The organism is Deferribacter thermophilus (assembly GCF_049472675.1).
In the GTDB taxonomy this organism is placed as follows: Bacteria; Chrysiogenota; Deferribacteres; order Deferribacterales; family Deferribacteraceae; genus Deferribacter; species Deferribacter thermophilus.
Genome location: NZ_JAPNXM010000013.1, coordinates 37,920 through 63,743, shown reverse-complemented (window position 1 = coordinate 63,743; position 25,824 = coordinate 37,920). Strand labels below are relative to the sequence as shown.

Sequence of the window (25,824 nt, the reverse complement as noted above, 5' to 3'; positions counted from 1 at the left end):
TTCTCTATCTTTGAAAAGTTTATTAAATCATTTAAAAACCTTAATCTATTACGTTTTTGTTTTGATAATTTATCTTGAGCTGCTATGTCTGATACTGTCATCCCTTTTATCTCTTTTGAAGGCATAATTACCTCCCTTATTATTAAAAATTAAGCATAATTTAGCAGAAAATAGATTAAATATCAATATGTTATATAAATTTTACTGTGAAACACCCTTGATATATATATGTTAGCGAAATACTCCCGACTTTAAGGTTCGAGATACCCTTGAAAATCTATAAAAACCTACATAATCGTAGGATAGCAAAGGATACAATCTGCCATAAATGTATTTTGTTTTAGCAAAACCAAATACGAGACAACTGCAGTTTTAAATTGCAAATAGCTCCTTACAGCAGTTTTTCTGTTTTTTCTGTAAAGTTATCTTATTTATAACAATACAAATAACCTAATTAAAAACCAATTCATTCACATTGTAACAAAATTGTGAACACTACCTACTACTGAGTTTGAGCTAAGATCTCATCTGCGACCAATTCTGCCTGCTTTAATACAGTTTCAGTAGCAAGTTTTTGCATATCAGGTGGATATCCATATTGCCTTAGAGTCCTTTTGATTATAACCTTTAATTTTGCCCTTGCACTTTCTCTAATATTCCAGTCTATAGTTGTGTTTTCTTTTACTTTTTTAAATAAAACAGTAGCAAGTTCCCTAAGTTTTTCTTTTCCCATTAGTTCTCTTGCACTTTCATTGTCAGCAACTGCACAGTAAAAAGCATACTCATATTCAGATAATCCCATCTCTTTAGGTTCTTTATCGCTTTCTTTTATTTCTTTTGCAAGATTTATAAGCTCATCTATTACTTCAGCTGCTGTGATTAGTCTGTTATTATATCTTCTAATTAAATCTTCTAAAGATTTCATTAAAGATTTACTTTTTATAAAATTTATTTTTATTCTTCCTTTAATCTCATCATTTATAAGCTTTTTTAATGTCTCAATGGCTAAGTTTTTGTATTTCATTCCTTTTATCTCTTCTAAAAATTCGTCAGATAAAATTGAGATGTCCGGTTTTTTAAGTCCCGCAGCATCAAATATATCAATAACTCCTTTTGAAGAAATAGCTTGATCAACAATTTGCTTTATCGCTGTTTCGTAGTTTTCTATTATGGATTCATTACCTGTGTTAAATTTTAAAAGTCTTGATTTTACAGATTGAAAAAATGCTACTTCCTCTTTTACTTCCATTGCCTTAGGATGAGGTACTGCTATTGAAAAGGCTTTTGATAATGCGCTAACAGCATCAATATACCTTTTTTTACCGTTTTCGAGTCCAAGTATAAAATCTTCTGCTTCAAGGATAATATTTAATTTTTCTGAAGTATCTACATTAAAATATCTTTTATATTCAAAACCATAAAACATATCCCTAACAACTTCTAATTTTTCAAGCATAACTTTTATAGCTTCTTCTTGTAGTTTTGCAGGGTCTCCTTTCCCTCCGCTTTCTGCATAAAAAGATAAAGCTTCTTTTAAATCTGAAGCTATACCTATATAGTCAACAATAAGCCCACCTGTTTTATCTTTGTAAACCCTGTTTACCCTTGCAATTGCCTGCATGAGTGTATGACCTTTCATCGGTTTATCAATATACATTGTATGAAGACAAGGCACATCAAAACCTGTTAGCCACATATCAACAACAATTACAAGCTTTAGCTCATCTTCTGGGTCTTTAAATCTATCTGCAAGAATTCTTCTTTCTTCTTTTGTCAGGTAAAATCTTGATATTTCTGGCTCATCTGAGGAAGACGTTGTCATTACAACTTTTATTTTTCCTTTTTTTAACTCATCACTGTGCCATTCTGGATGAAGCTTTACAATTTCATCATAAAGCTCGGCGGCAATTCTTCTTGTCATAGTAACAATCATTACTTTTCCATCCATCACTTCAAGGCGGTTTTCAAAATGATTAACAATATCTTTTGCTATTTCTTTTATTCTTGGTTTAGCTCCAACTAACGCTTCAAGTTTAGCCCATTTTGCCCTTGCTTTTTCTACTTCTGATAATCCTTTTTCATCTAATTCTTCTTCATACTCTTTTATTAATTTTTTTCCTTCTTCTGTTATATCTATTTTTATAAGTCTGCTTTCGTAGTAGATTGGGACAGTAGCTCCATCTTCAACGGCGTTTGCTATGTCGTATATATCAATGTAGTTTCCAAAAACTGCTGGTGTGTTCCTGTCTGTTTTTTCAATAGGTGTTCCAGTAAAGGCAATATAGGTTGCATTTGGCAGAGCATCTCTTAAATATTTTGCAAAACCGTATTTAATCTCTCCTGTTTCTTTGTCGACTTTTGCTTTAAATCCGTACTGGGTTCTGTGTGCTTCATCAACAATGACTATAATATTATCTCTATTAGATAAAGTCTCATAAACATTTCCTTCTTCAGGCCAAAATTTATGAATAGTTGTAAATACAACTCCTCCACTATCTACTTTTAATAGCTCTTTTAAATGTTTTCTGCTTGTAGCTTGAACAGGCTCTTGTCTTAAAATCTGTGTAGCAGAAGCAAATGTATCAAACAGCTGGTCGTCAAGGTCGTTTCTATCTGTAATAACAACGATTGTTGGGTTGTTAATTGTTTGGATTATTTTTCCTGAATAAAAAAGCATTGATAATGATTTTCCAGAACCTTGGGTATGCCAAACAACACCTGCTTTTTTATCTCCTTCAGGCTGATTCTTCACATCAGGCAGCCCATACAAAGATGGTTCTTCTCTTAAAATTGATATATTTCTACCTATTGCCCTAATAGTTGATTCTATTGCCTTATTTACTGCATAGTATTGGTGATAACCAGCTATTTTCTTTGTTGTTTGTATGATTGTTTGTCCTTTTTCATCTTCTTTTTTTGTTTTTTCAAAAAGGATAAAAAAACTTATGTAGTCAATTAAAGTTTGTTTATTTAAAAGTCCTTTTATTAATGTTTCAAGCTGACTTACAAGGTGTGAAGCTTCCTTTTTTCCATCTGCTGTTTTCCAGTACATAAATCTATCGTATCCGGCAGACAGACTACCCATTTTTGCTTCAAGTCCATCTGATATTATTAAAATTTCGTTGTATGTAAAAGTGAAGGTATTGTTTTTTTATAGGTTTGAAGCTGATTATAAGCTGATTTTATAGTGGCGTTTTCATCTGCTGGGTTTTTTAGCTCCATTACCACAAGTGGAAGTCCGTTTATAAATATAACTATATCTGGTCTTTTGTTTTTGTGATTTTCTATGACTGTAAATTGATTGACTACTAAAAAATCATTATTTTCTGGGTTTTTAAAATCAACAAGCCATACAATATCGCCTCTCTCAATCCCATCTTTCTGATAGGTAATTTTTACACCTTCTGTTAGCATTCTATGAAATGCTTCGTTATTTGCTATTAAATCTGGTGTGTGGATTTGGGTTATTTGCTTTATGGCATCATCTATTGCATTTTTGGGTAAGTTTGGGTTTATTCTTTTTATAGCTGATTTTAACCTATCGAATAAAATCACATCTTCAAATGATTTTCTTAAAGGATTTTCCCCATCCGGAGCAATATCTCCACCAAACAGATAATCGTATCCTTGATTTTTTAAAAGCTCTATTGCAAAATTTTCAATAGATGATTCAGTTAGTTTAGACATTGCTAACTCTCTTTTTTATTATATTCAAAATAAATATCACGTAAAAAATCAAAACCTCTGGCTCCATATAAGTTGCATATTCTATCTGCTAACTCTTTTTCTCCTCTCTCATATAGTATTTCTATTGTTTTCTGAATATCTTCAATTTTATAATCTAAATATATATTATTATTTAGCATTTCAATAAAAAGTTCTCCTACTTTTTGAGGAGTTTTTGATACATGTTTCAATAAATATTCTGATAGAAATATATTATTGTGATATTTAGAAGAATACCTTACTGTAGGTTTTAACCATTCAAAAATTTCATCATCTATTTCATCTATTATTGCCAACCATTCAATAAATTTTGAAATTATCTCTTGATTTTCAGAAACTTCTAAATTATCTTTTAATTCATTGAAAATTGATTTCCATAAAGGCTTTATTTTTGTTTTTATTTTATCGTTAATACCTTCTCTCATCATCCAAAAGAAAGTTATTATAGCTAAAAATTGTTTTTTGTTTCCATTTTTAATTAACTGTGAAATTAAACTTTTTTCATCATCTAACTTTTCACAATTTTCTATATATCCTATAGCTATATGTTGAGCAAGTCTTTCAGTAATATGTTCATCTTTAAAACTTGTTTTTATTGCTTTTAAATAGTGATTGTTTTCTCTAAGTAAAAAATAAATATCTTTATAAATTCTTGAAGAATAAAATAGATAACCTGTAAAAGCAGCTTGCCAATGAGTTTCATTTTCTTTAGGAAAAATTTGATTAATATGATTAATTACCCAGTTTTTATCAAGCCAGTAAAGATTAGCTAAATATTGTCCTAAAATTACTGAAAATTCAATAGAAGGGTCAATATTGCGATCAAGTCTTTTAGTAAATTTTTCTTTTATGCTTTCAATCCATCTCTCTTCACTTTCTGTTTTATATAATCGGGCATATCTCAGAGAATAATTGATCATGGCTGAAAATATTTTACCTTTTGTTGAATTCAAAACTGATGTAACTAAATCAACCATATCAGTTAGATTGGATTTTGTTTTTTCAAAAAGGATTAATAATATTTTTTCTGCTTTTGGTAAAAGTTCAGGTTCAAAAGCATGTTTATCATCTTTAGTTCCTTCTTTAATCAATTCTGCTATTTGTGATATTATCCAATCCCTATAATTGTAAGTTTTATATTCTTCATTCCAAAAATCATCTGAAGAAATTAAATCACTAATAAAATCAAACAATATATCCCAGTTAATTGGCTTTCTTAAATCCCAAGCTTCTTTTAATCCCCATAATAATGAGTGTTGATAGATTCTTTGAATTTTAAGAAATGGTTTCATATCTACATTAAACTTTTCAGGCTTTTCTTTCACAGCATTTCTAAAAGAGTCAGAAATTCTTTCGATATCAATATTTCCCTTATCTTTAAACCTATCTAAATATTTTACTATTTCTTCATTAGATTTATTAAGAAATTCTTCTATATCTACTAAACTTTCATAACCCCATTTCGTTTCCATCCAAAAGTTAAAGCCAGGATGTCTAAGTTCTGTAGGTTCTAAATGGTTGTATTCATTGTAAATTTCAATAATCTTAGGATTTCCTGAGTTTAAAAGCGAATAAAACCATTCTTTTTTCTGATACGCAAGATATTTTTCCTTTTTCTGTTCATTTGTTTTTATTTCTTTAGGTATATGATAATTTTTTGTTTCAATCCATTCCGTAATCTTTTCAATCTGTTCACCTGAAAAATCCTTTGCATGATTTTTAAATAATTCAAATAATTCATGTTTTACAGAAATTTCATCTAATGGATTCTTGTCCTTAGTCCAATGCCATAATAATTGATTTAATTCATTATAATGGTAATTAATAATATGAATTGCAATTCTTTTAAATATAGAATGTTCTTCATTCAATAAATTTCTTATAACTTCTTTTATTTCTTCAGGTCTTGCAAGGTCAAACATATCTCTAACAAAATAAACTAACTGATTTTGATATTTATCAGGAAAACTTGTTTGTGGATGGTCTTCTATTGTTGGAATCCAGATAGAATTAAATTGCGTTTCATCTTCAGTTACTATTTCTTTAATTTTTTGGATAGCAATTTTAGCAGCCTCAAATCCGCAGATTTTGGCTATTTGTGGCTTATAGATTTTTAAAGATTCATAAAGCCAATATTCATCCATTATTGAAATATAATCAAAAGAATCTTCTTCCTTAAAAATAGAGTCTTTTTTAATCTTTTTATAATCCAAAATAACCTTTAATAATTCTAAAATTAGATTTTTTGCTTTTTCTCCTTCATTTAGTAATTTAGGAAGTACGGTTTCTTTTATCTCAGATGAAACTAATGAATTATCCCATTTTGAATTTAAGGCAGATTTTAAAAACTCTATATGTTTATTGCTTATCTTCTCAATTGGCAATGAGAAAATAATTTTTACCATTACCCAATCAGTTCTATAATTTTCAATCCTTTCTCCATTTTTATCTTTATAATCTATAATTTCCTGAATTATTTCTAATAATAAATTTGTTATTTCGTCTGAAGGGGTTTCTTTGTTCTTTTTAGCTACATTCTCCAAATATCCAAGAATATTCCAGTAAGGAATTGTAAAATATCCTTTTTTATCAGGAACTTCTTGAGGTTTAGGATTATCAGCTGGATTAAAATATCCTTTTTCTTTTAACGGTTTTAACCATGGTAATGGATTAGGAGTAGAAGCGAGACATTTAAAAAAATAATTCCTTTGAGGCTCATCATTTTTTATAATTTGAAAAACTTTATCTTCTTCAGCTTTTTTATAGTTATTTGCTAATTTTTCTAAATACTCATAAGTATCATATAGGTAACCAGAAACCTGATTAATTTCATCATTCCAATTTTTTAGAACTTCATAAAGTTGTTCATATCCCTTTTCATCTTTTTCGTAAGGGACAACCTCAATACCTATAGAATTATAATAAAATTTTTCAAATGCAAGAATATTTTCTTCTCCACGATAAAATGGAATAAGTATAAAATGTTTTAACTCTTTATTTTTTGTTTCAGATTTTGTTATCAAAAAATCAAGTAATTCAAATTCACCTAATCCATATCCTAAAAACAATACTGTATATTTTTCAAAAATTTCTTCCAGAAAATTTTTAATTTTTTTTTGGTTATATCTCTTAATATAATCAGAAACTGTAAAGATAATAGAATTTCTATCTTTTTCTAAGCATCCATGAATATGATAAAGTTTATTTCTATCTATATTTGAAGGTGTAAATTCATTTTCTTTAAATACAATATTCGTAGGTTCAAAATATTTATGAAAATGACTATCTATATTTGTTGTAATAAATAAAGCTCTTAGTCTATATATTTCATCATAAATATTTTGTGAATTTAGACGATCTGTATTAGATTTAATAGCATTTTCAAGTGTTTTATAATAAATTTCTTCATTATTGCTTTCTTTTAAAAGATGGTAGCAAATAGTAATTATTTTTTTAGGGTCTTTAAGTTGTTTTAAAGAGTCAGACTCTCTATAATTAATAAGCTTTTTTTCAAAACAAGTCTTGATAAGATTATATGCAAGTTCATCCCAACTTGCACTTCCTAAAAGCCTTGATACTCCAGCCCCAATAAAAACTGCTAACTTTCCATCATTTACTGCATCAATTATTTCTTGAGGAACTTTTGGAATAGGTAAAATTTTGTTATAATTCATACTTTACCCTAACTTCTCCGCTCATAAGTTTTGGAAGTAGTGTATCTCGAAGGTTTTCAAGGGTTTGGATTTGAAGCTTGTTTTGTTGATATTTATAAAATAATGGCTTAACAATTTCATTAAATTTTATAAGTGTTTGATTGTCTGGTTTTAGTATTGTTATTTGTTTAATTCCTTCGTTGGTTATATCAGGTTGAACCGAACCACTTACAAAAGAGTCTTTAATTTCTTGAAATTCCTTGGTTAATACAAAACACCAAATATAATAATGGCTTAACTCATTTGTTTTTAAGCCTGAGAATCCAGTTGAAAGAATATATTTGTCTATATCTGAATAATCATCAAACATTATAAGTTTTCTAACTCCACCTTTTTTAGCAAACCATACTGAAAATTTTACTGGTTGCATATTAGCTCTTGAAGGTCTATTTTCATAAGTTATTTTTACTCCACCTGTGATATTAGTATCTTGAACATCTCCAGTTGCTAAATAAATTTTCTCACCCTCAAATTTTTCTATTCCACTACTAATTATAGTTGCTAAATCGCTGTCTCCCAAACTTACCTCTTCCCAGTCATCTTTTGCGTCTTCTATAAACCATTTTCTAAAAAGGGTTTCTGCCATTTTTTCAAGGGTTTGATTCTGACGGTGTAAAAGGTCTATTTTATCATCAAGAGATGAAAGCACAGAAGCTATGGCTTTTTGTTCAGGAAGAGGTGGAAGAAAGATTTCCTGAGAATAAGCTGTATTTCTGTTTAAACCTGGAACGGCACTGTCTTCATTTAATTTGTCTAATTTTAAATAAATGAGTAAATAATACATAAAATCAAATTCATACTTTTCACTTGGTAAAATATAATAGCAAGTATCAATCGGATAAAAAGGAACTTTTGATTTATAAACTTTGCCTATTGTTCCTTTTCTACCAACAATAATTCCTTTTGAATTTACCAAAGCTTTATTATGCCAACCAGTTATACCAGCTGAGCTGTAAACAGGAATATTTCCCTTAATACGTTCTTTTTTAGGAAGAGATTTTCCATAATTAAATATAACTACCTCTCCCAGCTTAACTTTTTTCCATCCTTCAGGTATTTTTTCACTCATAGCTTTTTCTCTTTTAAAACATAATATACACTTCTACCTTTTCTTTAAATTCAAGCTTTCTATTCTCTGGCTGTTTTATAATTTCATCTAACTTCATCCTTTACTCTTCATTCTTCCTAATTTCTATTTTTTCCAGATTTTCCAGTATTAGTTTATTTAGTCTTTCTTCTTCTTTTAACTGCTCTAAAAATTCAGTTTTTAATTTTATAAATCTCTCTTCAAAGTCAAAATCATCTTCTTCATCAGAAAGCCCTACATAACGACCCGGTGTTAAAACATAATCAAGTTCTCTAACTTCTTCAATAGTTGCAGACTTACAAAACCCTTTTATATCTTCATAACTTTCATCTTCTTTTTGCCATTTATGATATGTGTCTGCAATTTTTCTAATATCTTCTTGAGTTAAGATTCTTTGTCTTCTATTTATTAGCTGTCCCATATCTCTTGCGTCAATAAATAAAATCTGCCCTTTTCTTGTTGTTTTATTTTTTCTTATAAACCACAAACAAGCAGGGATTTGTGTATTTAAAAAGAGTTTTGAAGGCAGGTTTACAATACAATCTATAATATCGCTTTCAATCATATTTTTTCTTATCTCGTACTCATCTTTTTGTTTTGTAGTTAAAGACCCTTTTGCCAAAACAAAACCCGCTTTTCCGCTGGGTGCAAGATGAAAGATGAAGTGTTGTATCCATGCATAGTTGGCGTTATTAGCAGGTGGCACGCCATATTTCCATCTAACATCGTTTCTAAGTAATTCTCCACTCCAATCACTATCGTTAAAAGGTGGATTAGCTATTACAAAATCAGCTTTTAAATCTTTGTGTGCATCGTTTAAAAAAGACCCTTCTGGATTCCATTTTACTTGGGAGCTGTCTATTCCTCTTATGGCAAGGTTCATTTTACAAAGTCGCCAAGTTGTTTGATTGCTTTCCTGTCCATAAATTGAGATATCGTTTATTTTACCTTGGTGAGCCAAGACAAACTTTTCTGACTGAACAAACATTCCTCCACTTCCACAGCAAGGGTCAAACACTCTTCCTTTGTAAGGCTGGAGCATCTCAACAAGAAGTTCAACAACACTTCTTGGGGTGTAAAACTGACCTCCTTTCCTACCCTCAGCCAAAGCAAACTGTCCTAAAAAATACTCAAAAACATGACCTAATATGTCAGATGTTTTTTCTTTTGCTTCATCTATTGAGATATTACTAAAAAGGTCAATAAGTCCTCCCAAACTTATAGGGTCAATGTTTCCTCTTGCGTAAACCTTAGGTAAAACACCTTTTAGTGATGGATTTACTTTTTCTATGAGTTCCATAGCGTTGTCAATTATTTTTCCAATTTCAGGGCTTTTTGCATAAGTCTTTAGATAACTCCATCTTGCCTCTGTTGGAACGAAAAACACATTTTCAGCTCTGTATTCGTCTATATCTTCTGGGTCTGCTCCTTCGTACTCTCCTTCACCTTTTTTTAGTTTTTCGTATAAATCCTCAAATGCTTCTGATATATATCTTAAAAATATAAGTCCTAAAACAACGTGTTTATACTCTGCAGCATCTATATTTTTTCTTAGCTTATCTGCAGCTTTCCATAAACTTTGCTCAAAAGATTCTAAAACTTTTTTTTCAGCCATTATGTACTCCTTTATACTAAAAACTAATATTAAGTTTAATATAAAAAATAAAGCAATAATCAGTCCCATTTCAAGGGTTGTGGTATTTATCTACAACGACGTAAGATAAAAAACCCTTTAAAGTAGGACTTAACAATCGATAATGTAATATTAGAGCAATTATCCAAACATTTCAAGGAAATGATACCAGATATAATGTTAAATAAGAGAGATATATTTAACACATTCGTAAAACAAGGGGTTATGGATACTACATCGGGACACCTAAGACGATATTGGGTAATATGGAGCTTAAGAGACCGAAGACTCGGGATGGCAATTTTAAATGGTTACTTTTATGCTGGACGATGTAGTAAGAAATCTAGTAATAGCTCTGCATCTACATCATTTGTAAGTAGCAATAAGTTATTATATTTTTTAGTGATAAAGGTACTCAGATATTCTTGAAGAGGCATTTAATGGATAAAAATATTTCAAGGGAGATGGGTGGCACATTTCTGCCATCACCATTTTTATGTAAGAAGTTATATTTGACAGTTATTTACGATTGATAATGCCTCCTAAATGTTGTATGTTATTTTTACCAAAAAAAGCAATAATAACAACAAAATGGAGGCAGTTTATGATAGGTGAAATTGCTAAAAATGTGAAGGAAAAAATGCTTAACATCACAAGAAATCTTCATGATTATATTACAAAGCCCCAACAAAAGTATTTGCTTGAGATGTTATCCGGGTGTTTTGCAACCAAGAGTTTGAACCTTACGCAAATATCAGGCTATCTCAATGAAAAAGCGGAGTGAAACATACACTTAAGAGACTGCAAAGGAATACATTTTCTTATTCGAATTTGGGTTTTATTTCTAACGTTTATAATATTGGAATTGCAACCTTTTTGTAGACACTAAGTTAAGCAATTTTTTCATTTAACCTATAAAATTTTTCATATACTTCATTTGGAGTCTTATAACCAATTCCTGAATGTAATCTTTTCCTGTTATAGTAACATTCAATATACTCAAAAATAGAATTTCTCACCTCTTCCCAATCCATCCCTTTTAGAAATTGTATCAATTCTGTTTTCAGGGTTTTAAAAAAACTTTCTGCATAAGCATTATCATAACAATGCCCATCTGATGTCATACTTTGAGTAACATTAAACTTTTTTAATTCTTCTCTAAATCCTACACTGCTATACTGGCTACCCTTGTCAGAATGAAATATCAATGGAACATTACCTGTGTGCTTAATTGCAAAACGAAATGCTGACAATATAGTTCAGTTAATCAACTTACACGATAGCTGGTTAACAAAGCCGATACCTGTGTTAAAAGCAAAATCTTATGAATTGAAACAGATGTTTTTACTAAAATTTAACTTGAGTGAGGATAATGTTTATGCTATACACAATTTTTAAGGGTAGTCTCAAAGTTCTTTTTCTGAAGCCTTTACATTACCTCTACCTGGAAAAACTATCTTTACCTTAAGTTTTATAAATTGATCTCCACTTACACAAAACTTGATAAGAAATACCAAGATCTGAGGCTACTTCTTTCACACTCTTTTCACTCTTTTCTGAAAGTGCTACCGCTTCCAACTTTAATTCTTTGCTATAAACTCTTCTTTTAACCATTCTTAAACCTACCTTTAATTTTATACTAGAACTCTTTATCTACTTTATTGTAACATGTCCAAATGGTAAAATAGATACAACTGTCAACTATCATTTAAGGTTATATATATCAATTTACATGGAGAATTCACCTGTTATTACACTTGTAGATGGTTTCAAATTATATACTATTGCAAATAAAATTATAAATGTTACAACTATTGCAAATAATGCAACTGTTGAGAACCATACATAAGTTTTAAAAAGGTATAAAAAACTCACTTTTCCCTTGGGCATTTAAGCATCCAATATTGGCATTAATTACCCATCATCTACCATGGGCATGTACTGCATTATTCCGATGGGGCATTTATTGTTTTAGGTAGCGTTAAAGCTTATAGGCGTAAAAGTTATAACAGGAAGGCATTATAGATATCATCTAGCGTTTAATATATTTCTTTAATCGTTTATAGACATTACGAACGTATCTACTGTCCCTTTCAGCTCTTGATTTACCTTTATTGTAGCAGTCGATAGCTTGCCATGTTAAACCGTAGTCTTTAACGCATTTTGATAACACATAAGCACCTACATGGATATTAACACACGGATCAAAGATGTTCTTCCATACGTTTTTTGGTAGATACTTACGCCAGAACGTATTAATTTGCATTAATCCGTAATCTTTACTTCCGTCTCTGTTCGTATTAACAGCATAAGGGTTCATGTTACTTTCCGTTTCAGCGATAGCTTTAAGTATTACAGGTGGTATATTAAACTTTGATCCAGCTTCTAGAAAACATGTATCATAGCAATCTGTACATCTACTAACGGTGTAATCTTTATAACTTTTAGCCAATACGTTTTCACTTACCAACAATAACGATATCAGGATAAATAGCATTATAAGACGCTTTAAACTATTCATATTCACATCCCTCATATAAACTTTTACACGCTATATATAACAACACGAGTCAATACGAGGTTTACTCGTCTTTACCGTATACTGTTTGGATGATTACGTTAGATTGTATTAGCAGGTTTCGAGCGGGGAACAGGAGTTCGATGGTGTCTTTTAAAAAATGAAAGATGCGAAATAATGAAAATACCTGTATAAAGCTAAATTGACAGTAGGAATTAAAGAAGGGCTAATATTTAAGTGTTACCTGCTAATTTATACATAAAAGCTACGACTTTTGAAAGCCATCACAAAAAAACAGCGTTTTATTTTTATAAAAAATGCTATTTTTTATGGAAATTAGATATGGTGGTATTTGTTATCTTTTTATAGGTTGTTTGGTTGAATTATTTGATTACCTATGTTGCTACCTTATTGGGTTGGACTTTGTATTTGGCAAAGGGGTTAATAAACGATAAGTCCATTAATTTGATTTCATTGATAATATCTAAAGATTTACTTCTTATAAATTCTACTGCTTCATCGAACCTATCAAAAAGGTTTTTTCGCAAACTTGCGGTATCCACTTTAAGATAAACTTCTTTGAACAGTTTTTCGATAATTAGAAACATTCTTCTTCTTAAACTTCTTACAGCATCATTATATTTTGCATATTCTATACTTGTTACCCTTTTATTATCCACTATTTTCTTTAAACCGCTTTTGCGTTTCCCGTACATAAAAATTCTTTTAATTCTTGTTTTCAGTCTTGCGATTATCTTATCCGTTGTTAACAGTAAAGCATCTTCTTTAGATAGGTGTTTGCGTTTTCTTAAATGGACATAGTAATTGATAAGTTCTTTGTAGTTGTAGATTGTTTGTCTTGTCTTGCCGATATATTCAGCCAGTTTTGTTTTATTTAAATCTTTAAAGAATTTTAACCCTTTTTCTTCAAGAACATTTACGATTTGTTTTAATGTTTCAAGCCTTTTAATTTGTGATGCAATATGAGCGCCCAATTGTCTTCTTTTTGTCCATATAAAGAAATGTCCATCGTATAACGCATACAATCCTGTAATACCAGCAAGTGTTGGTTTATAATTAGGGATTATGTGTGCTTTTCTATCGTGTCTTATAATACTTTTAACGATGCTTTCAAGTTCCTTTTCAGGCAAAGGTGGTGTGATATCGCTGTGGGCGTAATTTACCATTTTAGCGTATTCAAGTAGCGTATATTCGTCGTTGATGTTGTTTAATGTTCTATAAGCACAAAGGTGTTTAAACATGTAATTATTTCTATTGCCTTCATACCACTCTTCCACTTTGAAGTCCACATAGCCGTTAGCAAGCTTTGCAAGTGGCGGATTTTTTGCCAGTTCTTGTGTTTCTTCAAAGAAATGGCTTTCTATGATTGCGGAAAGTTCATCCAGTTTATAGTATTCTTTTCTTAAAATATAACCTTCCTGTTCGGTGTGTATGTGTCTTTTTCTTCTTCTATGGTTAAAGAAAGGGTTTCTACATGTACCACGATGGTTCATATTAGGATCGCTTTTAAAAAGCTGTATTAGTTTTCTTTGGATATTTTGAAAGTATTTATAAGCTTTTTTATTCTTTGTAGCTATATAACCGTCTATAAAGAAGAATAATTGCAATCCTCTTGTTGTGGTAACAATCACGTTAGGTACAGGCAAACCTTCTGAAATGTAAGCGCCAGGTAGATCGTATCTAAAGAATTCTCTGTAGTTGATATCATCAATATCGATTACTATCATTTTATAAACTTCATGGTTAAAAAGGATAAACGGATGAAAGACTATGGATCGTTTTTCTTTTTTAAGATATTCAGCTAATCTAAAATACCTGGAATCTTTTTCTGTTTTTAATCTAAAACATTTATCAGGTGCATAGAAACGATTTAGAAATCTACGGCCTGTGGATAGATTACAACGTGTACCTTCTGTGGCCAGGCATTCTTTAATAACCTCTAAATTTGTTTTCTGTTTCTCCCCTCTTCTTCTCATAGCAATAAGAAGAACTGAGGGAGTCAAGGTGATTTTTAGGTGTGTTGTGGGAAGGGAAATTTGATTTTATTAAGAATCAGCCGTAACTATTTGTTATTTTTGAAATAATAAATTTTAGGTTTTTTACAAATTAGTGAAAAAAATTAAATTTTCTTAATTTACGTATTTTATCTTTTAGCTATGGCATGGTAAAATGCTATAATTTGAATTCGGTTGTAATTATACATAATTTTGGAATTATCAATATCAATTCTTATAAATGTAGAAAAACGCATACAGTGTTTTGTTAAGTTGCAATTCTACATATCTCTACTATTTTTAATCATCAACACCCCATTCTTTATAAAATTTTCTAAAATCTTTTTTGCTGCTTTATCATCACAACCCCTATTATATTAATTTTGAACATTCTACAGAATATAGTAGTAGTAACGTACCAAAGTAATAAAATCTTACATAAAAAACATGTTTTTTCTAAAATGATTTCCTGCCACATTAATACAAAAATAGAATTATCTATATGTTAGAAGAGCGGATAAAATTTATAACATAAAATTTAAGTGTTTACATAAAAATAAGGTTGACTGCCTCATTTATATATAACGTAAGAAGTTATAGGTTGATTTGTTAAGGAGGGAAGTATGAGGAAGATTATTTCAATTGATGTAGGATTTGGCAGTACGAAGGTTGTTTTTAATGAAGGAAGTAGTTTGCGGCAAGAAAAATTCCCTACCGCAATAGCACCAATTCCATCATCTAATCATTTCAATAATAACTTTTACAAAGAAGACAAGCATTTTCATTTTGAAGGTCAGCTTTATATTGTCGGAGAAGCTGCAAAAGCTGACGCAATTGTCACTACAAGTTATGAGTTTCTATACAAATATTCTCCGTTGATACTCTATTATATTATTGAGAAATATAATATTGATTATTCAAATGCGGTATTTGCACTGGGTTTACCTCTTTCATATTACATCAATGATAAGATCAATGAAATTTCAAACAGATTAAAGAATTTTACAGTCAATGATATTGAAATATCAATTGATGTGAAAATGTTAGTTCAAGGTGTTGGATGTTTATTTGATTATCTTTCTACAAATCAAAGTAATGTTAAAAATGGGATTGTGGTTGATATAGGCTACAATACAATCGAATTTATTGTTATTCAAAACGGTAAGGTTAAAAAAGCTGATTCTAGAGGTTTAGTTAAAAAAGGGATGAATATGCTGATTGTAAAATTACAGCAGGAAATACAATCAAAGTATGATTTAGAATTAACAGAACATGAAGCTGTTTCAGCACTGGAAAATGAAAGTATAAACTTATATGGTAAAAAAATCCAATTAAAGGAAGATATCTCAAAGCTTAAAAAATGGTATACTGATACTGTGATTCAAAATTTAATAGGAATGTACGATGATAAAATAAAGAAATCTGATATCATCATTGTTGCTGGTGGTGGAGCTTATCATTTAAAAGATTATCTACCAGAAAGATATTCGAATATCACTTATATCCCTGCTTATTCAGAATTTAGTAATGCTAGAGGATTTTTCTACATCATGCAAAATCAAATAAATAGTAAAGGGCAGTAAACACTGCCCTCTTTATTCATTAAATTCACTCATCATATCATCATAAGAAAGATTGTTTTCTTCTTTTTCTGTTTTTTCACCAGATTGTAAAGAATCATTATTATTTTTAGGGTTTTTATCTGATATTAAATCATCATCTGTTTTATCCTCTTTTATATCTTTCAAATATTTTTTATGTGGCGATTTCACTACCCCTTTTTTCATTAATTCAATATGTTCAGCTAGGATATCAGCTATGACAATCCCCCTAAACGGTTGGGGCACATTCTCTAAAAAGTTAATAACCTTTCCATAATATTCACTGTCAAAAGTTAAAGTATATTTCTTTTTCATACTCTCCTCTATAACAAACTATCAACCTGCCTATTACAATTATTTTAACCACACAAGTCAATATAAAAATAAGCTATAGTCGATAATAAATAGATAATATATTGATAATAAATAGATATAGAATAGTTTTCTACAATCAATGAATTGTTGTACATAAATATTATTAAAAAAGCGCTTGTGCTTTTTAATAATATCTTCATGTTATCAGTAACTTCTTACCGCTTTTACGGAAAAAATGCAAATTAACTGATTTATCTTCAACTTATCTATACTCATGAATGGAAATCATCTTATTATTTTTTTATTACGGAGATATTGGAGGCATAACCACATCGTTCACATTTCCAATGTGAATGATGTGGTTATGGGGAGTTAATTCATTGATAATCATTAATATTGATTGTACAGAAAAAACAGAAAATTGGACAGATGATGGAAAAACTGGCTGCAAGCTTGTTTTTACAGGTCTTGTCGTCTTTAAAACAGTGAGGGTGCCGACACTCACTGTTTTTCCATCATCGGAAATTACCCCCTTATAATCCGGCTTTTGCCGGTTTACATAGATTGCCTGTGGGCTGTACGGGTGCCTTAAAACTCGTAGGACTTCGCTAAAATTGTATTTATCGGCTCAGGCAAGCAATTGTAAAAAATACTAGAAATATTTCATCTTGTCAGGGTGATAACCCTGCGTTTTTATTTACCATATACCAGAGGTGTGATCTGATCTATATTAGCCTTCTTGCTGGCTTTGTATAAATCATATTTCATTTGCAAACTCAACCAAAACTCAAGGGTCGTCCCAAAATACTTAGCCAACTTTAATACCAATTTCTGGGCTTATTGATCTTTTTTCATTTACAATCTCATCAATCGTTCTATATGTCACACCTAAATCTTTAGAAAGTTTAACCTGATTTATTCCATAAGAAATCATAAACTCTTCTCTAAATATTTCCCCTGGATGTGTAGGCATCCTTTCTAACATAAGATTCATATGCATCACGCATATTATGTAGCACTTAATATAGAAATTCAAGAAACACCTAAAAATTATATTGACCCCATCAGTTAATATTTTTGAGAAGTGAAAGGTATAAATATGGAGGTGAAGTATGAAGGTTAAAGTAAAGAGAAACTTTGTAGGGGAAAAGGATTTAAGTAGAAAGCAAGCAGCATTTAGGCTTGCAATGGAAGTTGTAAGATCAGGTAATGAGGGGACTATTAAAAAAACAGCCTATGCAATAATGAAACTGGCTAATTATGCTAAAGAGGTTTTAGAAATTAAAAATCTTACCAGGTTATCAAACGAACATATGAAAGATTTTGCAGAACATCTTAGAGGTGAAGTGGGTGATGGTGAAATTGTATTAGGCCATGCTTCCAATATTATATCAAGCCTTAATCGAGTGTTTGACCATTACGGAAGAGATGATTTAAAACTATCAGCAAAAGCTCAAGGGTTAAATCGAGGTTCAAGATACTACAATATTGATAGAAGTGTAAGTGAACAAACTCATAATCAACTTACTGATTATTTAACAAAACAATATTTTTCCACTGGTGATATAAAATTTGAGGTCTTAAGGATTCAAGTAGAAATGGAAAGAACCTTTGGCTTGAGGTTTAAAGAATCTGCGTTACATGATTTAAAAGGTATCCATAAAAAAGATAATATGCTTGATGTTGTCAAAGGCACAAAAGGTGGAAATCCAAGGAAGGTTCCCATTCTTAATGATAAAGGTTATGATCTTTTAAATTATGCAAGAGATTTTAAGAATGAGTTCGACTTCAATCGTTCATTAATACCAGATGATATGAAATTTCAACAATGGCAGAATTTTGCTTATGGTGTAGTAAAAAGTTTCAATGAACAAAACGGAACCAATTATCATTTTCATGGGGAAAGGCATTATTATGCTCAAACAAGATACCAAGAATTAACTGGATTTGATGCACCTGTAAAATCAGGATTTATAAATGGCTCTTATTTGAATGTCATGGCTGATTATTATGGAATATCATTGGAAGAAGCAAAGGAAATAGATATTGAAGCAAGGTTGACAATTTCAGAAGAGCTTGGCCATCACCGTATTGATGTCACTAATTACTATTTGGGGAAGTAAGATGGGTTTGTTTGAACAATTTATCAGACAATATAGTATTACTGGCAGTAATAGTACTGTTAAACAAAACAAACGGATTTTGAAAAAACATTTCTTCCCTTATCTGGAAGAAAAATTTAAACTTAATGACATTACTAAATTGAATCAAAATATGTTGAATAGCTTTTATCACCATATTTTAAAACGTGTAAGAAAAGGTGAAATAAAAAAAAGTTCTGGAAAGGAATGTCTATATGCTGTTAAGAAATTTATCAGGTTATTCAATCGAAAGCACGGAACCGATTTAACGGAATATAATGTACCTGCTTTTATAGCAACAGTTGAAGGAAAAAAGAATATAACAGTTACTGAAGAAGAATATAAAAACATAAAAAAGTGGCGAAAACTGAACAACGGGAAAGTACCATCACCTGATGAAATTAATTAATCACATTTAGTATTGCTATCTATTATATCAATTTCAAAATAATCTGGAAACGACCACCCCATTAATTCACATAATCTATAAAATGTTTTCATAGTAATATTAGTTTCCTCACCCTTAATTATACGAAAAGCAAGATCTTTACCGAATAAGTTTTGCAAACGATAAACAGTTACTTTATCTTTGATTTCATCTATATATTCTTTTTTTAATCTAACTACAATCTTATTTTTTTTTAATTTAAAATGCTTTTCGAATTGTTGATCCTTCTTCCTCGCCATATAAACCCTCAACTTAATATAAACACTACAATAAGTTAAATAATAAACAAAAAGCAAGTAATTTTTAATTTTGATCTTGACAAAATGAATAAAATGAGCAATATTTATATATTCCCTATATATAGGGAATATATAAAAGTGTAATGCGCGGCAGCATGGATGTATAAAATGTCTCAATAGAGAGACATAATATAAAATAAGGAGGTTGTAATATGAGTAATCAAACGCAAGAACTTGAATTGAAAAACTATTCTTTCATAGGCGCTATTTTTGTTGAACCTGAGGAAATATTAGCTGATGCGTCTGCAGGTGGACAGGGGTATCTGCACATTGAAAAGCTGGAAGGTGATCTTTTTGTTCTACTATTAACTGATGACAAACTGAGCGTTAGTTTTTTAACTCCACCATTTACTAAACAAAAAATGGGAGATCTCATATTAGATGCATTTGATAATGGGAAAAGGGAATTAGGAATCTTTTTGCTACAGTACCTATCTGAAAAAATGCCTGTATACGGTGAAGATTAATTGGGGATGGGCTATGTAGTGGCAGCTACATAGCCCGCAAACTCCCTAAAATTATTTAAGGAGCGAGATATGGATATTGTTAAAAAGAAAGTTAAAAATTGTCAATGTAATTCTAAAAACCAGCATATAAGATATTTTTTAAAAAAGTATCCGATTACAAAAACAGAATATAGTGAAAAAGAATTAAACAGCATAGTTAATGAAATAGTTGATGAATTAAAACATCAACTTGCCTGTAATGAGTTAAAATTGCCTGTTGCTGAATCACGGACCTCAGTTATGAGATTTTTAGGTATCGATAACTACCGCAACAAAAATATGCTTTCTTATAAAATAGGTGAAGAGGTATATCATTTTCTAAAAAGGAATATATTTAACGAATGGGATTATTGTCAATTTTGCAAAAATTATAAAAAGGAAAGTTGGGATAATTATCTAAAAAGGATACAAAACCATGATAAAATTGCTTCGATCAAATCGGTAATATCTGCCCTAAACATAAATGAAAATGAACTATTTATTATTAGGCATAACGATAAATCTGTTGAAAAATACTATGATTTTTCGTTAGGGGTTTCCAGTAAAGAAGACCCTGAAAGTTTAGTAATCTATTTGGTTAAATTAGATAAAAATCCACAGATAAAAAAGAATTACATATTGATGCATCCAGAGGCAACAGCTTACACACTGCTTCTTATAATAGACAGGTATTTTCACTATAGAATAGGTTTTCCTTTTGTAATTACTAATAACCCTGGCAAACTGAAAATTAGTAGATACGGTGAAAATCGAATTTCTGGATTATTTATTCCCAATTATGATTACTTTCCTGACAGGACAAAATATAGCCAAAGAAATGTCCAGAATTGGCCTTTGAAACTTTTTAATGAGGTTATAGGGTGGTCACCCTCTTTTACAATAAACAGTATAGGCTTAAAGAATATAAACTTGATAAAGACTATTCAGAAAAAAATAGAAAACTTAAAGGTTGAAACCGAAGATATATCAGAAGATGTTTTTAATACTTTAAAAAGTAGAGTGTCAATACCTGCTAAGTTAAACTTAAAAGATCCATTTAAACCTTTATATGATGAACTTTATTTAAGCTCTGCTTACCGGGGCTGTTCAAGATATAGGTATTTGTCGCTACAGTATAAAGAAAGGGAAAATAATAAAGAGGGGAAAAAGATTTATATAGAAGAAATGAATAGTTATATGGGTATTAACAAATTAAATGAAGAAATAGCAAAGTCTCATCTTCATAATAGGCTATTTTTATCTGGAGATGGTAAATTTGGATATATTGTGGGTGTTTTTTTAACAAAATTACCAAGATATGATGACAAGTTATTTTATAAGATATCTCTTTTAAGTTGCCCTTTCAATGATAACTTGTCTGAAGCAGAAATTAAAATGAATTTACATATGCTGTATAAAAACAGATATACGAAGGATATAAAAGTTTATGATTATCTTATCTTGGGATTGTTTACGGATTTTCAAGTTGCTCGTAATTTTGATAACGAAATAAAAAATGTATTTTTAAAAACGAAGAATGGAGAAAGTGTAGTAAATGCCTTTGCTAAGAATACAGGGCTTAATATCACAGAAAATTTTAGTGATCATGGGGGCAGTGAAATATTTCTTCCATCACATTTAGGATATTCAGATCCTTACATAATTGAAGAGTTTATTAAGCATATAGGAAAATATAAGCCAGTGTTCATAATTAAAAAATAAATTTTTTACTAAACGTAGCTAAAAATCATATTGACCACCCCTGTTTTTATTATTGCCCTCGAATGGGGGTAATAACTTTTAAGGAGGGGTTACTATGGTACAAGAAAGGCTTCTAAGATTGAAGGAAGTTTTGGAAATCATTCCTGTTGGCAGGTCTACTTGGTATGAAGGTATTAAGAAAGGCATATTTCCAAAACCAATTAAATTAGGAAGATCAAGTTTCTGGAAACTGAGTGATATTCAAAAGCTTATTGAAGATGCCACTTATGTAGCAATTTAACATTTTGATTCAATTATTATGTACGTATCCGCATCAAGCGGATACGTATTCTGTTTTAAAGTTTTCGATGAAACTATCCGAGTTTATTATTCTTTTTAAAAAAGGTTTTTCAGCTTTTTTTAATTCATCCAAATAATCTGCCCAAAACTGCATCATTTCTTTCCTTATTTCTAAATACTCTGCTTTGTTATATGCTCTGCGAACTTTATTTTTATCCTCATGTGCCAATTGTTTTTCAATTACATAAGGAGGCCAACCCATTTCATTCAACAGTGTAGATGCTGTCTGCCTAAACGAATGGCTTACATGTTCTTTTTTCGTATATCCCATTCTTCTCAGAGATTGATTTAACGTATTATTACTTAACATTTTGTCAAAATCTATTGGAGAAGGAAACACATAATTACTATCACCAGTTATCTTTTGAGCTTTTTTTAATATTGATACTGCTTGATCTGATAGTGGTACAATATGATCTCTTTTTATTTTCATTTTATCAGCTGGCACAAACCAAAGTTTGTTTTCAAAATCAATATCACACCATTCCAATGAACGAACCATTCCAGGACGCACGAAAGTAATCATTAGAAACTTTAAAGCAAGTTTTGTTATGTAATGTCCACGATAATTATCAATATCAATTATAAGTTTTTTCAATTTTGCAGGTTCTGTTATAGCAGGATAGTTTTTTTCTTTATATTTTGGTAATGAAGAGTTAATTGTAGTTGTAAGATCAGAAGTTACAATATCTTTAGAAATCGCTAGTTCATATACATAATGAATAATTGTTTTTGCTTTTTTCATTGTTACTAAAGTATCTCTAGCTGCAATTTTTTTAAGACAATCAATTATTCTTTTTGATGTTATATCTTTAATGTCCATATTGCCTAAATATGGTTTAATATCCCTGTTGTAAATAGATAATTTCGTTTCCAAAGTTGATGGAACAAAACTGTCTCTATTCAATTCCACCCATTCATTAAATAAATCATCAAAAGTGCGTTTTTCTTCTTCAAGAGGTAACCCTCTTTTTAATCTTTCATTCAATTTTTCTGCTTCTTGCCTTGCCTTAGATAAACTAACATAAGGATATTCTCCCAGCGACTTATAAGTATCTTTACCATTTTGATCCCTATAACGAAATCTCCAGAACTTATTACCTGTAGGTCGAACTTCCAAGAATAATTTTTCACCTACATTAATACGATAAATTTTCTTTTTTGGTTTTGCTGCTCTCAATGTTGCATCAGTAATTCTTTTCATAATGTCCTCCTTTCATCTTTTTTTGTCGCAATTAGATGAAAGGAGTCGGTCAATATGATTTTTAGCTTTGTTTGGTATATGGTATTAAATAGTTCTGCAATTTTATAGGTAGCGTTTGGGTAATTTAGAAACGTTACCCAATTTATTACCCATTTTTTTCCAGATTTTAGCTGGATTTCACTAGACAAACCTGGACAATCAACTGTTTGAAAACTGCTTGTTTTTAGGATTTTTCGTATTATATGAAATTTTGACAGACTTAATATAAATGCCCGGGGCCGGACTCGAACCGGCACGGGCTGAAAGGCCCACAGGATTTTAAGTCCTGTGTGTCTACCAAGTTCCACCACCCGGGCAGCTAAGATTTCCTCAGCTGTGCCTGCAAGTTATAATCATTTAGATTGTTTTTGTCAAGAAAGATTTTATCTCATCTATAAATTTTTTAACAGCTTTTTCATCAGTAGCCCATGAGGTAACTATTCTTACTGCGCTTTTATTATTATCGAGTTGTTTCCATATATAGAATTCGAAATTTTCTAATAAATAGTTTATCAGATTGTTATCGAGAATAGGGAAAATTTGATTACTTTCTACTGGATACAAAAATTCTATTCCTAATTTTTTTAGCTCTTCTGCTAATAGAAAAGCCATATCATTTGCATGTTTTGCTAAATCAAAATAAAGGTTATTTTTAAATAATTCTAAAAATTGAATACCTAAAACTCTCCCTTTTGCAATCAAGCCACCTTTTTGTTTTATGTTATATCTAAAATCTTCTTTAAAATTTTCATTACAGATAACAATTGCCTCACCCATTAAAGCACCATTTTTAGTGCCTCCAATTGTGAAAATATCACAATATTTTGTCAAATCATGTAGTGTCAAATCACTGTATTGGGAAATAATAGCTGATGCTATCCTTGCGCCATCTAAAACCAGATAAAGATTATTTTTTTTACATATATCAGAGATACTTTGAAGCTCTTTTAATTTATAAACTGTTCCTGTTTCGGTTGAATTTGATATATAAACAGCTTTGGGTTTTACCATATGTTCATCTGTATGTTTATTTAAAACTTCTATAATCTGTTTTGGATAAAGTTTGCCAACAGAAGAACTTATCGCTATAATTTTATGCCCACAATTTTCAATAGCACCTGCTTCATGAACATTTATATGCCCTGTATCAGCTGATATTAAAGCTTCATAAGGTCTTAATATTGATGAAAGCATTATAAGATTTGCCTGAGTCCCACCTGTTACAAAATGGATATCTACATTATCATTTTGTAAACATCTTTTGATCATTTCTGCAGCTTCTTTACAAAAAATATCTTGAAAGTAACCTTCAGTTTGTAGAAAATTGGTTTCAGATAATGCTTTGATAATATTAGGATGAGCACCTTCACTATAATCATTTTTGAAACTATATCTATTCATAATACATCCCCATTTTAGGTTATAATCATTTGAGAGAATAATTAGAGAAATTGGGTAAAATTAAGAGTTATGATTTTATTAATGGTCGGGGCGAGAGGACTTGAACCTCCGACCCTCGGTTCCCAAGACCGATGCGCTACCAAACTGCGCTACGCCCCGAACGGTTGGATTGTATATTATAAATCTTATTAAATGTCAACTAATTTTTAAAAGATTTTAATCCTTTTTCAATCATTTTTGGATCAAATCCTTCAACTTTTTTTCCATCAAATATTAGCACTGGAGTAGCTCTAAAGCCGTATTTTTCTGCTAATTTTTTATGATATTCAATTTTATCAATTATCTCTTTTGAGTTAACTAATTGCTTAAATTTTGCTGGGTCGTTTGTTTTTTTTGCAAACTCATCAATAATTTCATTTTCAGATTTTTTATCATATTTTCCACTATACAATTCACTTGTAAAATTATAACCCATTGTTATTCCAGCTTCAAAGACTTTTGCAAAGATAACAGCTTTTTTATGGATTGGTAATGGATAATGTAGCATATAAAATGCTATATCTTTTCTATCTTTAATTTTAGGTTCCAAGAATTCGTATGCTTTTCTGCAGAAAGGGCACTCAAAATCACTAATTTTTATTATAATATGTTTTGCATTTTTATTTCCTTGAATAAGAGTTAAATTTTTAATTGGAATATTAACAGTGTCATAATTAAAGGTTAATTCTTTAATTAGACTTTTACCTGTTTTTAGTTCAACAATATCAGGAATTAAAAGTTTACCATCGGATATTATATATTGAGTTGCTTCTCTATTATTTTTTTTATCCATAATATTAACTTTAAGAAAGTAATAACCATTAGGTTTATCTAGCTTTTTTAATACTGTTACATTAAGTTTGACATCTTTTAATCCTCTTTTTTGAAAGTTTGATTTGATGTTTTCAATAAGCTCCGTTTTTACATCGGCAAAGGTTAAACTGTAAAAAGCAAAAATAATAACTAATATAAATTTAGAAATTTTCATTTTTTTCCTCCGAACTTTTTTTAGCTTCATATTTATCTTTTTTCTTCGATAATGTAAACCTAAAAAAATTCATTATAAACTTGATTTAAAAAAAGTTTAGTGCTAATAATC

General features: G+C 30.1%; 21 protein-coding genes, 2 tRNA genes and 3 pseudogenes. 9 read left to right on the top strand and 17 right to left on the bottom strand.

What is annotated here, in order from left to right:
• The 5 genes and pseudogenes from OWM07_RS10275 to OWM07_RS10255 all read right to left on the bottom strand — a co-directional run.
• Positions 1 to 125, bottom strand: a pseudogene (locus tag OWM07_RS10275) (IS5 family transposase); the annotation flags it as partial.
• A 377-nt stretch (positions 126 to 502) separates the two neighbouring features.
• Positions 503 to 3,687, bottom strand: a pseudogene (locus OWM07_RS10270) (type I restriction endonuclease subunit R).
• Between the two features lie 2 nt (positions 3,688 to 3,689).
• Entirely contained in the window at positions 3,690 to 7,400 is a 3,711-nt protein-coding gene (locus tag OWM07_RS10265; RefSeq protein WP_423303637.1) for an SIR2 family protein, read from the bottom strand.
• The gene (locus OWM07_RS10260) at positions 7,390 to 8,508 is read right to left on the bottom strand and encodes a restriction endonuclease subunit S (RefSeq protein WP_423303636.1); all 1,119 of its coding nucleotides are present in this window, start codon (positions 8,506 to 8,508) and stop codon (positions 7,390 to 7,392) included. The genes OWM07_RS10265 and OWM07_RS10260 overlap by 11 nt, the downstream gene beginning before the upstream one ends.
• A gap of 100 nt (positions 8,509 to 8,608) precedes the next feature.
• On the bottom strand, positions 8,609 to 10,141 hold the full coding sequence (locus tag OWM07_RS10255) for a class I SAM-dependent DNA methyltransferase (RefSeq protein WP_423303634.1): 1,533 nt from the start codon (positions 10,139 to 10,141) through the stop codon (positions 8,609 to 8,611).
• A gap of 135 nt (positions 10,142 to 10,276) precedes the next feature.
• Between OWM07_RS10255 and OWM07_RS10250 the strand changes: the two are divergent.
• Positions 10,277 to 10,514 (top strand): annotated as a pseudogene (locus OWM07_RS10250) (hypothetical protein); the annotation flags it as partial.
• Positions 10,515 to 10,763: 249 nt separating this feature from the next.
• On the top strand, positions 10,764 to 10,943 hold the full coding sequence (locus OWM07_RS10245) for a hypothetical protein (RefSeq protein ID WP_423303633.1): 180 nt from the start codon (positions 10,764 to 10,766) through the stop codon (positions 10,941 to 10,943).
• A 106-nt stretch (positions 10,944 to 11,049) separates the two neighbouring features.
• Here OWM07_RS10245 and OWM07_RS10240 read toward each other — a convergent pair whose 3' ends face one another.
• The 4 genes from OWM07_RS10240 to OWM07_RS10225 form a co-directional block, all read right to left on the bottom strand.
• Positions 11,050 to 11,412, bottom strand: a complete 363-nt coding sequence (locus tag OWM07_RS10240) for an integrase core domain-containing protein (RefSeq protein WP_423303632.1) — start codon at positions 11,410 to 11,412, stop codon at positions 11,050 to 11,052.
• A 211-nt stretch (positions 11,413 to 11,623) separates the two neighbouring features.
• Positions 11,624 to 11,773: a transposase gene (locus OWM07_RS10235; RefSeq protein WP_423303631.1), complete on the bottom strand. Its 150-nt coding sequence runs from the start codon at positions 11,771 to 11,773 to the stop codon at positions 11,624 to 11,626.
• Positions 11,774 to 12,191: 418 nt separating this feature from the next.
• Positions 12,192 to 12,680 (bottom strand): lytic transglycosylase domain-containing protein, encoded by a 489-nt coding sequence (locus OWM07_RS10230; protein ID WP_423303630.1) that lies wholly within the window; start codon positions 12,678 to 12,680, stop codon positions 12,192 to 12,194.
• 392 nt (positions 12,681 to 13,072) lie between these two features.
• On the bottom strand, positions 13,073 to 14,674 hold the full coding sequence (locus OWM07_RS10225; protein ID WP_423303629.1) for a primase alpha helix C-terminal domain-containing protein: 1,602 nt from the start codon (positions 14,672 to 14,674) through the stop codon (positions 13,073 to 13,075).
• Positions 14,675 to 15,315: 641 nt separating this feature from the next.
• Here OWM07_RS10225 and OWM07_RS10220 point away from each other — a divergent pair.
• Positions 15,316 to 16,275, top strand: a complete 960-nt coding sequence (locus tag OWM07_RS10220; RefSeq protein ID WP_423303628.1) for a ParM/StbA family protein — start codon at positions 15,316 to 15,318, stop codon at positions 16,273 to 16,275.
• 12 nt (positions 16,276 to 16,287) lie between these two features.
• Here OWM07_RS10220 and OWM07_RS10215 read toward each other — a convergent pair whose 3' ends face one another.
• Positions 16,288 to 16,608, bottom strand: a complete 321-nt coding sequence (locus OWM07_RS10215) for a hypothetical protein (protein WP_423303627.1) — start codon at positions 16,606 to 16,608, stop codon at positions 16,288 to 16,290.
• Positions 16,609 to 16,988: 380 nt separating this feature from the next.
• On the opposite strand from OWM07_RS10215, the gene OWM07_RS10210 reads away from it, so the two are divergent.
• Positions 16,989 to 17,147 carry a hypothetical protein gene (locus OWM07_RS10210; RefSeq protein WP_423303626.1) on the top strand — a complete coding sequence of 53 codons (159 nt, stop codon included), beginning with the start codon at positions 16,989 to 16,991 and terminating at the stop codon, positions 17,145 to 17,147.
• Between the two features lie 269 nt (positions 17,148 to 17,416).
• Here OWM07_RS10210 and OWM07_RS10205 read toward each other — a convergent pair whose 3' ends face one another.
• Positions 17,417 to 17,608 (bottom strand): HigA family addiction module antitoxin, encoded by a 192-nt coding sequence (locus OWM07_RS10205; RefSeq protein ID WP_423303625.1) that lies wholly within the window; start codon positions 17,606 to 17,608, stop codon positions 17,417 to 17,419.
• A 112-nt stretch (positions 17,609 to 17,720) separates the two neighbouring features.
• Between OWM07_RS10205 and OWM07_RS10200 the strand changes: the two genes are divergently transcribed.
• Complete coding sequence (locus OWM07_RS10200; RefSeq protein ID WP_423303624.1) at positions 17,721 to 18,731, top strand: integrase domain-containing protein; 1,011 nt, start codon at positions 17,721 to 17,723, stop codon at positions 18,729 to 18,731.
• A gap of 1 nt (position 18,732) precedes the next feature.
• Positions 18,733 to 19,158: a tyrosine-type recombinase/integrase gene (locus tag OWM07_RS10195; RefSeq protein ID WP_423303623.1), complete on the top strand. Its 426-nt coding sequence runs from the start codon at positions 18,733 to 18,735 to the stop codon at positions 19,156 to 19,158.
• On the opposite strand, the gene OWM07_RS10190 is transcribed toward OWM07_RS10195, so the two are convergent.
• Entirely contained in the window at positions 19,155 to 19,436 is a 282-nt protein-coding gene (locus OWM07_RS10190) for a hypothetical protein (RefSeq protein ID WP_423303622.1), read from the bottom strand. The genes OWM07_RS10195 and OWM07_RS10190 overlap by 4 nt on opposite strands.
• A 212-nt stretch (positions 19,437 to 19,648) precedes the next feature.
• Between OWM07_RS10190 and OWM07_RS10185 the strand changes: the two genes are divergently transcribed.
• From OWM07_RS10185 to OWM07_RS10175, 3 genes are all read left to right on the top strand, one after another.
• Positions 19,649 to 19,963, top strand: coding sequence for a hypothetical protein (locus tag OWM07_RS10185; RefSeq protein WP_423303620.1), 315 nt, complete (start codon positions 19,649 to 19,651; stop codon positions 19,961 to 19,963).
• Positions 19,964 to 20,032: 69 nt separating this feature from the next.
• Positions 20,033 to 21,703 (top strand): hypothetical protein, encoded by a 1,671-nt coding sequence (locus OWM07_RS10180; RefSeq protein ID WP_423303618.1) that lies wholly within the window; start codon positions 20,033 to 20,035, stop codon positions 21,701 to 21,703.
• A gap of 94 nt (positions 21,704 to 21,797) precedes the next feature.
• Entirely contained in the window at positions 21,798 to 21,983 is a 186-nt protein-coding gene (locus OWM07_RS10175) for a helix-turn-helix transcriptional regulator (RefSeq protein ID WP_423303617.1), read from the top strand.
• Between the two features lie 33 nt (positions 21,984 to 22,016).
• Here the strand turns inward: OWM07_RS10175 and OWM07_RS10170 are convergent, their stop codons facing one another.
• From OWM07_RS10170 to OWM07_RS10150, 5 genes are all read right to left on the bottom strand, one after another.
• A complete protein-coding gene (locus tag OWM07_RS10170; protein ID WP_423303616.1) occupies positions 22,017 to 23,246 on the bottom strand; it encodes a tyrosine-type recombinase/integrase in 1,230 nt (409 codons plus the stop codon).
• A gap of 269 nt (positions 23,247 to 23,515) precedes the next feature.
• Positions 23,516 to 23,602: transfer RNA gene (locus tag OWM07_RS10165), tRNA-Leu, on the bottom strand.
• Positions 23,603 to 23,642: 40 nt separating this feature from the next.
• Complete coding sequence (locus tag OWM07_RS10160) at positions 23,643 to 24,686, bottom strand: threonine aldolase family protein (RefSeq protein ID WP_423303615.1); 1,044 nt, start codon at positions 24,684 to 24,686, stop codon at positions 23,643 to 23,645.
• 82 nt (positions 24,687 to 24,768) lie between these two features.
• Positions 24,769 to 24,845 (bottom strand) — tRNA-Pro (locus OWM07_RS10155).
• A 40-nt stretch (positions 24,846 to 24,885) separates the two neighbouring features.
• Complete coding sequence (locus tag OWM07_RS10150) at positions 24,886 to 25,713, bottom strand: DsbA family protein (protein ID WP_423303614.1); 828 nt, start codon at positions 25,711 to 25,713, stop codon at positions 24,886 to 24,888.
• Positions 25,714 to 25,824 lie beyond the last annotated feature (111 nt).